This is a genomic window from Acinetobacter towneri, assembly GCF_001758345.1.
Taxonomy (GTDB): domain Bacteria; phylum Pseudomonadota; class Gammaproteobacteria; order Pseudomonadales; family Moraxellaceae; genus Acinetobacter; species Acinetobacter towneri_A.
Genome location: NZ_MKQS01000010.1, coordinates 1 through 13,153 on the forward strand (window position 1 = coordinate 1; position 13,153 = coordinate 13,153).

Below are 13,153 nucleotides of genomic sequence, written 5' to 3' on the forward strand. Positions count from 1 at the left end.
CGCAAACAAATGGTATATGTGAGCGTTTCCATAAGACGATTTTGCAGGAGTTCTATCAAATTACGTTTAGGAAGAAGCTTTATAGCTCATTGGAAGAATTACAAGTTGATCTAGACGATTGGCTGAAATTCTATAATACTGAACGGACTCATCAAGGAAAAATGTGCTGTGGTCGTACACCACTTGAAACTTTACTTGATGGAAAACGGATTTGGGCTGAGAAAAATTTAGCTCAAATTTAACCTGACAGGCACAATAAAAAATGGGTAACTGTCAGATCAGGTTTGAGCTAGTACAAGGCGACATCTTCTAAACCATCTGGGCGATGGCAAACAAACAGCAAACCCCAACACGCCGAGTTGCGTACTTCTAAACCATCTGGGCGATGGCAAACGACTTACTTGAAATATCCCATTGCCACGACTACTTCTAAACCATCTGGGCGATGGCAAACTTTTTTATCAAAAGCAACAATGAATGTTTTTACTTCTAAACCATCTGGGCGATGGCAAACATGCATTTGCTGGAGTTGTAGTTACTGCTGCGCTTCTAAACCATCTGGGCGATGGCAAACCTGGAAGTATGAAAGGCTATGCGCGTAATTTTCTTCTAAACCATCTGGGCGATGGCAAACACCATCAAGTGTTTCGATGTCCATGATTCCGTCTTCTAAACCATCTGGGCGATGGCAAACTCTTTTGGCACTAAAACATACCCAGCGGGAACCTTCTAAACCATCTGGGCGATGGCAAACCAGCGGATTGAACCGTAACACGGTCAGCTGTACTTCTAAACCATCTGGGCGATGGCAAACGTCAGTTGGTTCAAGGCAGCAGCCATTCTTCACTTCTAAACCATCTGGGCGATGGCAAACGAACTTATTCCAAAGCACATGCCTTATGTGTTCTTCTAAACCATCTGGGCGATGGCAAACATCCTGAACTATCAGAACATGACCAGCCAATTCTTCTAAACCATCTGGGCGATGGCAAACCGGTGCCAGATGGGTTTGTTTTGGTGCCGGAACTTCTAAACCATCTGGGCGATGGCAAACATTATTTACCAGAAATGGTCAAACCTTTACTTCTTCTAAACCATCTGGGCGATGGCAAACATTCAAATACCATCGTGATATAGACGCATGTACTTCTAAACCATCTGGGCGATGGCAAACTTGAGCTTAAAAGTGATACGCCTTGGGTTAAACTTCTAAACCATCTGGGCGATGGCAAACTGAGTGAAGGGGAAGTTGAGGGCTTAGTGAACCGTACCGGGTTTGTCGGAGACTCAATATTCTGAGAGACTATTCCGATGAAAAAACCAAACTATACCCCCGAAATTAGAGAAAGAGCGGTTCAATTACTAATTGAATCTGAAAAAGATTATCCTTCTACTTGGGCAGCAATCACAGCTATTGCGCCTAAAATCGGTTGTACTCCTGAAACATTGCGTGTTTGGTATTTAAAGCATATGGATCAACTAAATCCTGCCAAAGTACAACAGATATCTGACCAAGAAAAAATGAAGCAAATGGAACGTGAAATTAAAGAATTAAAACGTGCCAATGAAATTCTACGTAAAGCAGCCGCTTTTTTCGCCCAGGCGGAGCTCGACCGCCCACACAAATAATGGTGGATTTTATCCATAATAATAAAGAGCTGTACGGAGTCGAGGCGATTTGTAGAATTTTACCGATCGCACCCTCAACCTATTACCGGACTCTAGATCTCTGCGAAAATCCAGAACATCGAGCAAAGCGAGATTTACATGACTTGCATCATGCTGAGGAGATTAAACGAATTTGGAAGGAAAGTTCAGGTCGGTATGGTGTACGTAAAGTCTGGCAAAAACTGAAACGTGAAGGCTATATTATTGCACGCTGTACTGTTGCTCGATTAATGAAAAAACTAGGTATACAAGGTGTTTGGCGAGGTAAGAACAAACAAACCACCCGTAGCCGAGATGACCAAAAACGAGCAGATGATTTAGTGAAACGTAATTTTACTGCTGATCATCCTGACCAACTGTGGGTCAGTGACTTTACGTATATTCAAACTCATTCAGGCTGGGTCTATACCGCCTTTATTATTGATGTGTTCTCACGAGCAATTGTTGGCTGGAAAGTATCTACACGGATGAATACAGATATGGTGCTCGATGCACTTGAGCAAGCATTGCACGATCGAGGCATGCCAAAGAATGTGATTCATCATTCCGACAGAGGTGTGCAATATCTTTCCATTCGTTATACCAATCGTTTAGAAGCAGCAAATTTACGAGCATCAGTCGGTACGACTGGTGATTCATACGATAATGCTTTGGCTGAAACGGTGAATGGCTTATACAAAACAGAGGTGATTGAATATTTAAAAGCAGATTGGCAAGGTTTAGCAGATGTACAACTTGCGACACTAAACTGGGTAGATTGGTTCAATAAAAAGCGTGTACACAGTGCACTGGGTTATGTATCGCCTTTTGAGTTTGAAGCAATGTACTATGATAAGATTAACCCGTTAGGTCAGGTGGCCTAACTTAAATAAAAAAGTCTCCGACAAACCCGGTACGGNTTACGAGCATCAGTCGGTACGACTGGTGATTCATACGATAATGCTTTGGCTGAAACGGTGAATGGCTTATACAAAACAGAGGTGATTGAATATTTAAAAGCAGATTGGCAAGGTTTAGCAGATGTACAACTTGCGACACTAAACTGGGTAGATTGGTTCAATAAAAAGCGTGTACACAGTGCACTGGGTTATGTATCGCCTTTTGAGTTTGAAGCAATGTACTATGATAAGATTAACCCGTTAGGTCAGGTGGCCTAACTTAAATAAAAAAGTCTCCGACAAACCCGGTACGGTTCATAGCAAATCTTCTAAACCATCTGGGCGATGGCAAACCTTTTTGGCACAATCGATGTGTCAGAAGTTTGCTTCTAAACCATCTGGGCGATGGCAAACGACCAAAATAGGCTGCCATCTTCAACACCAGTCTTCTAAACCATCTGGGCGATGGCAAACTAATAACCACCAAGCATTTTCATCGCCAAACGCTTCTAAACCATCTGGGCGATGGCAAACATGGTGATTGGTATGTTTCAACTCACCCCGTACTTCTAAACCATCTGGGCGATGGCAAACCCTAATAATTTTGTCTTTTCTGTTTGTTTGGTCTTCTAAACCATCTGGGCGATGGCAAACATTTCAGCAAGTGATGCTGCTTTTGATGTCAACTTCTAAACCATCTGGGCGATGGCAAACATTCCATCTAAATCATAGATAGCGTCACCAAACTTCTAAACCATCTGGGCGATGGCAAACGTGAACGTACACCAACCGATCCAACCGGTTTACTTCTAAACCATCTGGGCGATGGCAAACTGCTTGGCTTACTGCCACGTTTAGGCTTTTCACTTCTAAACCATCTGGGCGATGGCAAACGTTTTACCAAGACCAGGATCCGCATAGATGTACTTCTAAACCATCTGGGCGATGGCAAACGAAAAAGGTGTTTAGAACAGTTGCTAATGATTCTTCTAAACCATCTGGGCGATGGCAAACAGGTTTTTGGTTTGGGCAGTTCCGTAAATATCCTTCTAAACCATCTGGGCGATGGCAAACCAATTCTGAATAATCAACTTTACCGATCTTTTCTTCTAAACCATCTGGGCGATGGCAAACAATTTGAAATTAAAAATGCTGTGGGCGGTGATCTTCTAAACCATCTGGGCGATGGCAAACAGTCTTATTCAGTTCAATTCGGTTGTGTTGAACTTCTAAACCATCTGGGCGATGGCAAACTCCGGATATTTATAGCGGTATGCCTGCCACAACTTCTAAACCATCTGGGCGATGGCAAACTCAATCGCAACAACTTCAAACGATAAACCCAACTTCTAAACCATCTGGGCGATGGCAAACGCGTGATTTGTTCAAGAATTGCATTGATTGTACTTCTAAACCATCTGGGCGATGGCAAACAGGATGGTAAAATTTTTGCTTTATGCCATGGTCTTCTAAACCATCTGGGCGATGGCAAACATTGTAGCTATGGCTGCTGCAGTTGCCACAGTCTTCTAAACCATCTGGGCGATGGCAAACATTAAGGCTAAAGCCGAAGATCCTGAACAATGCTTCTAAACCATCTGGGCGATGGCAAACGGTGAATATCTTTATAGAGCAACTGAGGTTAACTTCTAAACCATCTGGGCGATGGCAAACCACTTCACCTGTCTTGGTTTCACAGTAGCGAACTTCTAAACCATCTGGGCGATGGCAAACACAAATTTTTGTAATTCATACTTTGTGATTGTGCTTCTAAACCATCTGGGCGATGGCAAACCCATACGAAGTGTGATAGCGGTGTGTGCAAATCTTCTAAACCATCTGGGCGATGGCAAACAGCATGATTTCATTACTGAATACTCTGCTTTTCTTCTAAACCATCTGGGCGATGGCAAACAAACAGCGTAAAGAGTTCATCGAAAACCAACACTTCTAAACCATCTGGGCGATGGCAAACAAAATGATTATTTCATCAAAGCCTGAAATACTCTTCTAAACCATCTGGGCGATGGCAAACGCGTTATCTCATAATCACGCGACCATGCGTAACTTCTAAACCATCTGGGCGATGGCAAACGCCCCGAACAAGATATGGTTTAGTGCCGTTGGCTTCTAAACCATCTGGGCGATGGCAAACTGGAGCGTTCTTTCCAACGGTCACGGCTTGGTCTTCTAAACCATCTGGGCGATGGCAAACATGTGGGTACTAGATTTTTACAGGAGCAAATTCTTCTAAACCATCTGGGCGATGGCAAACTGAAAAGTTAGCAGTCGCAGGCAAACAGCAATCTTCTAAACCATCTGGGCGATGGCATACTTTGTCAGATTGGGATCACTGGTCAAGTTCTACTTCTAAACCATCTGGGCGATGGCAAACTACATTGATCGTCTCGATGTTGTAGAGATCAACTTCTAAACCATCTGGGCGATGGCAAACTATTCGCTAACAGATGCTCAGCGTGTAGCGGTCTTCTAAACCATCTGGGCGATGGCAAACATATTCCTAACTTTAGGACAAAAGGCGCTTATCTTCTAAACCATCTGGGCGATGGCAAACATACAGGACTTCGGGACTTGGATGCCATGATTCTTCTAAACCATCTGGGCGATGGCAAACGACGACTTGTTGAGTTGTTGCCAATCAATACACTTCTAAACCATCTGGGCGATGGCAAACATTCTAGACGATAAAGAAAACCTCCCTAGTTACTTCTAAACCATCTGGGCGATGGCAAACCATATCCGGTCAGTGCATCGCAGAATATCGAACTTCTAAACCATCTGGGCGATGGCAAACCTAGCATTAATTAAAGTTTTATCTGCGATTTTCTTCTAAACCATCTGGGCGATGGCAAACTTTTTCTATCTATTGATGCTTATGCGCTCAGTCTTCTAAACCATCTGGGCGATGGCAAACTATCTTGAATTGATTGATACGGCGAATGTTTTCTTCTAAACCATCTGGGCGATGGCAAACTAAACGAGTMGGGATTGCCGAAAAACAGCATACTTCTAAACCATCTGGGCGATGGCAAACTTAGCTACTGCACCGCCTGCCATTTCCATCATCTTCTAAACCATCTGGGCGATGGCAAACGCAGCTGAGGATAATGCGGTTCATGTATTCAACTTCTAAACCATCTGGGCGATGGCAAACTTTGGCCGTGTTTATGCACCTGAATTATTGATCTTCTAAACCATCTGGGCGATGGCAAACGCGGCAGTTGGTCAATCTCAATCATGTTGAATCTTCTAAACCATCTGGGCGATGGCAAACAATAGCGCCTTGCCCCTGAATCACTGCTGTAACTTCTAAACCATCTGGGCGATGGCAAACAAGCCGTATGGCATGGATGACACTTTGTTTGACTTCTAAACCATCTGGGCGATGGCAAACATGCAGCGTTTGGCGCAGATTGCTGTTGATAAACTTCTAAACCATCTGGGCGATGGCAAACCTCATATCGTCTATGCCACCTTGGGCCTTGTTCTTCTAAACCATCTGGGCGATGGCAAACTAATTTTATTAGTTAGCTGCTCTATTAAATATCTTCTAAACCATCTGGGCGATGGCAAACACGCCAGAACAAGTTATTAATGAAGCACCATTCTTCTAAACCATCTGGGCGATGGCAAACGCAATGCGCTTTTACTGCTGGCTCCATGCAAACTTCTAAACCATCTGGGCGATGGCAAACGAAAACCCTGCCTGCGCCGAACATCCTATAACCTTCTAAACCATCTGGGCGATGGCAAACTTGAAGCGTTCTGCTGCGCCGTCTGTGGATTCCTTCTAAACCATCTGGGCGATGGCAAACTAGCACTGTATTGCCGACCCTACCATCAAAACCTTCTAAACCATCTGGGCGATGGCAAACCTCTGCCAAACGTGTTGCTGCCTCATGGCGAACTTCTAAACCATCTGGGCGATGGCAAACATCGTAATGCACGTGAAGATGCCTGGATAAATCTTCTAAACCATCTGGGCGATGGCAAACTTTATTGCTTGTGATTATTCCAGGCTTGCAATCTTCTAAACCATCTGGGCGATGGCAAACGCTGGGAAAATAAATCTCTGCTCTATAGATTTCTTCTAAACCATCTGGGCGATGGCAAACTTAAGCTTTGACATGAACGGCGCAGGCGACAGCTTCTAAACCATCTGGGCGATGGCAAACGTGAACAAGGGGATTCTGCAGCAGAAGCTACACTTCTAAACCATCTGGGCGATGGCAAACAGCCAGAGAGTATTCATGCAGTAGAACATAGACTTCTAAACCATCTGGGCGATGGCAAACGCAGCAATGCCGCACGTGTCGCACGATATTCACTTCTAAACCATCTGGGCGATGGCAAACCTTATCGGCTTCAGGTAAGTTCAAACCTGCAACTTCTAAACCATCTGGGCGATGGCAAACTGATAATTGCTATAGCGATGATGCTTGTTTTTCTTCTAAACCATCTGGGCGATGGCAAACATGGTTTCAAAATCGAGTTCTTCCACCGCTTTCTTCTAAACCATCTGGGCGATGGCAAACGCGTACCATCTTTTTCGATGTGCGTGTAGTCACTTCTAAACCATCTGGGCGATGGCAAACAAACTAACTCTAAATGCTTACTTGCAATTAGACTTCTAAACCATCTGGGCGATGGCAAACTAGGTCTACACAACAGCACTAACGTAGGTGATCTTCTAAACCATCTGGGCGATGGCAAACTAGAACTTTTATCATAAAAAGCTCTAGATAATAATGATATAGGTTTTTAAAGAGTGAAAATAGATCAAAAAAACAAAAATCAATAAACTTTTGAAATCATTTGATTTTATTGCATAGCTCAGAAATGAAGTTAAACATATAGTCTAAGACATCCTGATCTTGGCAGGATTCAATCAGTTGCATTCTAAACTCTTTTTGATTATGTCCATTTTTGGCAGAAATAAACGCTTGTGGCATAACAAAAGCATCTTTTACTAAATCTGCAATATCGAAAACTAAACCACCACGACGTGTCTTACCGTGCAAAATAGGTAAGGCAAAACTTATTCCCATACCATTTAGTGTGACAGAAGCATAACCATAAGCAATGTAATTACCATGATCTAGATAACTATTGGCAATATCACGTAAGGACTCATGCGACCCTTTTCCTTCCTCACGGCTAAATTCAAAATTTAAACCCGATGCAAGTTGTTTATAGAGACTTTTTGCCCAACGGCCTTCGGCTGCTAATAATTCTGTTTGATTATTTGCCAAATCAATATCTTGTAGAAAACGTGTCATAGCAATGGGGTCAAGCGATATACCGTGTTGTATTAAGTTGATATTCTTTTTCCATGCTTTTTCAGTAATAGACACACGTTCGCTTAGTAAAACTTTAGCCATCAGTAAGCGAGCATCATCTTCAAGCCAAGCTCTCATCCACGTTTGCATATATTCGGTTGGGCGATATTCACTTTGTGGTGCGAGGAAAGTGAGATCAAGTGATGAAAAGAGAGGAGAACCGCCTGAACCACAAAATCCAACCATAACATTAGATTCTGCCAAACGACGGGCGGCAGCATCGGTTAAGGAGCTGCCTTTACCGAGCAATAAGAACGCCGTATTTTTTTCAGGAATATTATAAAAATGTTCCATCGGTTGAAGGTTATCCGTCAGATACACAATCCGATCATCTTTGAGCATGACACGTACCCGCTCAAGGTAAAATACACAGGCTCGTTTAGATAACATCAGAGCACGACTGCGTTGCTGACGGAAATCACTCATTTTTATACCTCAAACACAGGTAATGCGAAAGCGTGTTGTTTTCGTGCTAGGCCATACCCATCAGGCAAACCACTTTTTAACACGTTAACATCCTTGTAATTTTCAGGAAGTCCAAAATTTTCTTCCTCAAAATTAATATCAAAAATCTCAATAGGAACCGTAAAACTTTGCCCAGTACTTTGACTAATGACCTTAAAGTAAGGAAGTTTCTTGGCTTTATTAAGGCGTTTGGTGTGTAAACTTTCTCGTTCAGGATAATTCTTTAAAAAATTGGGTTCAGCTTTTAAGGTTGGTAATCGAAAACGAAAATAACAGCGCCAACCCGTCACCTTTGCTATAGGTACAGCAACAGGATGATTGAGTACAGCATAGTCCCTGATTTTCCAATGACCTTTAATGCGCTCAACCAATTGATCTAAATCATCTTGTTCCGATGCAAAAATACGTAAAACATCATAATTTGGTGTTATGGGATAATTATATTTTGCTTCTTTGGTCAGCATTTTTCGTTGCTGGCGTGGTGAAATTTCTAAAGCTAAGGCAAATTTTTCTGGCATTTTTCGAAAAGCACCATGCACAATACTGTAAATTTGATTGCGCAGATGGGTGAGGGTAAGCTCACCATCATCCGCACTGTCTAAAATACGAATATCAAGATAATAGTTGGGTTGCATATTACTCTCCCTCAGAGTAAACGCCGCCACGAACTAAGCAGGCTATTAAGAACATACCTTTATCGCTATTTGGGTCTAAACTGCGAATTTCTTTTAAAATATCAAAAGCAGAATCTTTTTTCTTTTTGTCTACACGGAAAAAGTCCTGTGCGTCTAGGCTTGCGCCATTTGGCTCTACAGGAATTGGTTTACTATCATTTTCTAAAAATTTGTCATACCAAGTATCAATGGTGCGTAAGGCATTACCAATTTTTTGGTCACGAATCGCTGCTTGTCCCAAAAACTGATTATCATTTGCTTCCTTTAGAGGGAACTTGGGATTTAATTGGTAAAGAGAACGTGAAAAACCATCTTGTTTCTTTTCTAAATAGTTTTGAGATGGAAAGACTTCAATACCGCCCATGCCAAAATCTACAATCGCTTCAATATGTAATCCTGAATTGACATCTCCTTGCATGCCTTTAACTAAGATATTGGCAATTTTATTTTCACTTTCAGAAACATCATCAAATGATTTTAGGCTGTAATCCAAAGCATTAAATTCAGCAATTAATTTATAGCTTTTAGTCGTCTGACTTTGATCATGTTCAATAATTTCGCTGACTTTAATCGAAATATGTTCTGCAACGCTGCGATTACGCCATAACCAACGTCCATTGACAATATTACGCACGTAGCGACAAGCAACTTCTTGTAGGCCTTTGCTTTCTTTCGCCTTTATTACGAAATCTGCAAATGCTTTTCTAAATTCTTTTTCTTGTGCTTTTTCTTCGGGTTTTCCTTTACCTGTCGAACTAGCAAAAAATATATGTTTTAAATCAATAAAACGTAAATCCCATTTGACTAGAAGCTTAGCATCGGGCAAAAGTTTCGCCGATTCTGTCATTTGAATATTGGAAACTTCACGGGCGATAGAGTTACCCGAAGCAGCACCTTTATCTTTATTGCCTGCCACGTTTTGAGTACCACGAATACCATGATACATCACATGTAGCGCTTCTTCTTTGCCATCAGCATGCAAATGATAGAAGGCAGCATCACTGATTAATGTTCCGCGTTGTAAAGAAAGGCTACCCGGTAATTTTTTGAAATTTTCAAATGTAGACATGATGTTTATTCCTTATAAATGTCAATTAGTTGTTGAACTGTTGATTTTGTTGCAATAAAAAAACGTCATCTTGAATCCAGTGATACGACCATTGGATTTGTTCTAAATAGTCATCGGGATAAATTGATGTTTCAAGGCGGATTTCATTCAAGATTGAATTAAGTGAGTGATATTGAATCAAGCCTGTTAAAGGCTCTGCATAGGCATGCTGGGTTTCATCCTGATCATCGGCATGGCGAATCCCAGTACGATCAGCAGTTGGTTGTTCAAGTAAGGCATAACCTAAAGTTGTTGCAGAAAGCCATGCTAAGTTTTCATTCGGTAAATGTTCTAAAATAGGTGTATCACTATTTTTAGCTTGCGGACGATGCGCTAAAAGTTGGCTAAAGGCTTGTAAGCGATTTACTTGATATGCTTTTTGATAGGCGGTTAATAAATCATTCCTGTCATGAATTAAAAAGCCAGAGCTGATCTGAGCCAAGGCATCTTCAGCATCATTAAAATCTTGAATTTTCCCAAACTCGAGAATATGACCGCCTGCAAATTTACTTCTTTTGATAGTTTGAACTAATGTGTCTAGATCTGGACGTCTAGCGTCAAATTCAATCACTAAACTGAACAGCAAATGACAGCTTGCAGTAGGCTGTAGTGAAAGCGCATATTTATTTTTTGATGAGTAATCTGTTTTACCAATGAATGTCGCGCCGCGTCGTTGTGCTGGAGTGAAGCGACCATAAGCTTCTCCACCAAGTGGTTGTATATCATGGTGCACATAATAAAAACCAAGATCTTCAGCTTCAATTTGACGAGCAAGATGATGGCTAAACATGGCAGCAGCCATCAGTGGAGCACCACCCATAATTAAGCCATTGCTCTGAAAATTTGCTGCTTGCACTTTAATGTATGGAATAACGACGAAGCAACTCATTTTAAAAGCTCCTGAATACGACGTGAGAGGAAGCTTTTGGCATCAGCTTCCGATAGGCTAATGTCAACCGTATTTTTAATCTCTTTTTTCCAATAACTGTGTTTCGTGATTCGTCTTGCTAAATCATCTGCAAAAAGCTGTTGCCAATCTTCAAATTGTTGTAGTTCAGGATTAATTAAGCCTTGAGCGATCAGAGATACACGCGGATGGCTCCACCTCGATTTTCTCTCCAACACTTTTAAACTAGGCAAATCATTTGCAACAGCCTTTAAAATTTGGAGGATGTCTTGCCCTTGTTGCAGAACATCATCGATAACTTTCTGAATAGTGGTTAATTCTGCTGCACGTGTTTGCATATTTGAAAAAGGGGCGTGTATACCATGTTCATGGAAGCCTACCTTCAAACTTAGTTTTTGTTGTTCAATCAAAGATTTTGCATATGTAGTCAATTCCTGATACATCGCTCGATTGATATAGGCATTTGAAATTTGGTAATCAAAGCCTTTATAAAAATACTGAAAAGCTAAACGAGTTTTTGGATCTAGGGTGGGTGAGCCAAGAACAATAGGGCGTTGTATTGCACGCATTAAAGGTGGAGTGCCACAATTTTGAACGTTGCTTCCACCTATGCCAAATACTGCTGACTTAATATTTTTGAGCTTTGAGTCTTTTCCCTCTACTTTACGTAGTTCTTTAATTGCTTCAAGTTTTTCATTAAGTACCAAATTCAAACCTGGTGCTGCAAGAGGGCTAATAGAAAGATATTCATCACTATTATACGGAATCAATAATTGACGCATACGAATATCGATTGTGTTTAGCCCACAAGAAAAGCCTTTTGATAATACTTTTTTAAAATGAGGTCGTAGAGTGAATACATTCTGTTGAAACTCTTCATCTAGTGTGGACGTATCTTCATTCAGTTGTACTGCATTTATCACTTTAAATAATGTGGCTGTGTTACCTGAGTTAGTATGGTAAGTAACAGGAATTAAAATATTTTCATTTAATAAAGTTCGAACAGAGATATAGGGTAGATCTAAATGTGCGGAATTAGAGACTCTTATACCTCCTCCTTTAATATTGGAATTAGTGATCTTTAGACTATGGTGAACAGATTCAGCCAAGGCTTGTTGATAGATATCTTCATCGAGATGTTTTGAAGTCATTATTAGATACTCTGTAATCTTTGGAAAACGTATGACTATTTTTAAAAATTCTATTCAGGTTATTTTTCTTCTTAAAAGAAGTCTTAACACTGATGATTGGTTGTTAAGAGTGATTAAGCTTTGATCAAATATAATCTTAAAAAAACCTTTAAGCAAGCAAGAAAAGTAAAACAAAAGAAAATAATACGCTATTGGGTAATATTATTTATATTTTTAGAAGTTATTAGTTGATTGTTTGAAAAATATTCACTATATTTTGGCTGTGTGCCAATAGGTTGTATGATTTTTTCCATTTTTAATGGTTTAGAAAAATAGGGTATTCCTTTTTTTTGTTGTTAATCATGGTCTTCCATCGCTAAGATGGTTAAATACCCTATTGGTTTTCTTTTGGAGGTCACGCTAGTCTGTCCGTCAAAAACTAGGCTAGCGTGATTGAATAATATCTGGAGATACTGTCCTAGATTTAAGCGTTCCAAATTATGGCTTGGCTATGCAAGATCTGAAAGTAGTGGTTTTATGGTTCACCGTAAAATAATTGTTCAACATAAATCAGGTGAAATGGAATACATCCATCAGATAAGAATTACAAATAAGAGACTTGTGTGGTTGGACAAAACTTTAAGTAGAGTTTTTGACACTTGTATGGTAATCCTCCCTAAAAATAATTGAGTTTAAAAGTAGAAAATCGAATAACCTTGATTTAAGGAGATTTTCTATGAAAACATCTAAGTATTCAGACAGCTTGATCATGAGTATCTTGAAGCAAGCTGAAGCAGGAACACCCATACCGAACTTGTGCCGCGAACATGGTATGAGCTCTGCTACATTCTACAAGTGGAAGTCCAAATATGGCGGCATGGATCTTTCAATGATGACGCGGCTTAAAGAACTTGAGGCTGAAAATGCCCGTTTAAAACGCATGTATGCTGATGAGCGGCTAAA

The 13,153-nt window shown here is 40.8% G+C and carries 8 protein-coding genes, 1 pseudogene, 2 CRISPR repeat arrays and 1 other annotated feature; of the genes and pseudogenes, 4 read left to right on the forward strand and 5 right to left on the reverse strand.

Going from position 1 to position 13,153, the window contains the following annotated elements; translation table 11 throughout:
• From BJN41_RS06980 to BJN41_RS06995, 3 genes and pseudogenes are all read left to right on the forward strand, one after another.
• Positions 1-242, forward strand: a 242-nt coding sequence (locus BJN41_RS06980) for an integrase core domain-containing protein (RefSeq protein WP_141730354.1), incomplete at its 5' end; no start/stop codon positions are given.
• A gap of 64 nt (positions 243-306) precedes the next feature.
• Positions 307-1,234: a CRISPR direct-repeat array (repeat unit 28 nt; unit sequence CTTCTAAACCATCTGGGCGATGGCAAAC).
• 77 nt (positions 1,235-1,311) lie between these two features.
• Positions 1,312-2,531 (forward strand): IS3 family transposase gene (locus tag BJN41_RS06990; RefSeq protein WP_141730384.1). Its coding sequence is split into 2 segments (ribosomal slippage): positions 1,312-1,588 and positions 1,588-2,531, totalling 1,221 coding nucleotides; the frame shifts between segments, so codons are not numbered across the junction.
• Positions 1,587-1,703 (forward strand) — a sequence feature (AL1L pseudoknot). Its footprint overlaps the gene before it by 117 nt.
• A 36-nt stretch (positions 2,532-2,567) precedes the next feature.
• Positions 2,568-2,825, forward strand: a pseudogene (locus tag BJN41_RS06995) (integrase core domain-containing protein); the annotation flags it as partial.
• A gap of 47 nt (positions 2,826-2,872) precedes the next feature.
• Positions 2,873-7,282: a CRISPR direct-repeat array (repeat unit 28 nt; unit sequence CTTCTAAACCATCTGGGCGATGGCAAAC).
• A gap of 96 nt (positions 7,283-7,378) precedes the next feature.
• On the opposite strand, the gene cas1f reads toward BJN41_RS06995, so the two are convergent.
• Genes cas1f through BJN41_RS07020 form a run of 5 tightly spaced genes read right to left on the reverse strand, consistent with a single transcriptional unit; the run spans position 7,379 to position 12,211 of the window.
• Positions 7,379-8,332 carry a type I-F CRISPR-associated endonuclease Cas1f gene (cas1f, locus tag BJN41_RS07000; RefSeq protein WP_070154190.1) on the reverse strand — a complete coding sequence of 318 codons (954 nt, stop codon included), beginning with the start codon at positions 8,330-8,332 and terminating at the stop codon, positions 7,379-7,381.
• 2 nt (positions 8,333-8,334) lie between these two features.
• Positions 8,335-9,006, reverse strand: a complete 672-nt coding sequence (locus tag BJN41_RS07005) for a type I-F CRISPR-associated endoribonuclease Cas6/Csy4 (protein WP_070154192.1) — start codon at positions 9,004-9,006, stop codon at positions 8,335-8,337.
• Position 9,007: 1 nt separating this feature from the next.
• Positions 9,008-10,114, reverse strand: coding sequence for a type I-F CRISPR-associated protein Csy3 (gene csy3 / locus BJN41_RS07010; protein ID WP_070154194.1), 1,107 nt, complete (start codon positions 10,112-10,114; stop codon positions 9,008-9,010).
• A gap of 25 nt (positions 10,115-10,139) precedes the next feature.
• A complete protein-coding gene (csy2, locus tag BJN41_RS07015; protein WP_070154195.1) occupies positions 10,140-11,042 on the reverse strand; it encodes a type I-F CRISPR-associated protein Csy2 in 903 nt (300 codons plus the stop codon).
• Positions 11,039-12,211, reverse strand: coding sequence for a type I-F CRISPR-associated protein Csy1 (locus BJN41_RS07020; protein WP_070154197.1), 1,173 nt, complete (start codon positions 12,209-12,211; stop codon positions 11,039-11,041). Before BJN41_RS07020 ends, csy2 begins: the two co-directional genes overlap by 4 nt.
• Positions 12,212-12,926: 715 nt before the next feature.
• Here BJN41_RS07020 and BJN41_RS07025 point away from each other — a divergent pair.
• The coding region (locus tag BJN41_RS07025) for a transposase (RefSeq protein WP_070154200.1) at positions 12,927-13,153 on the forward strand (227 nt) is incomplete at its 3' end.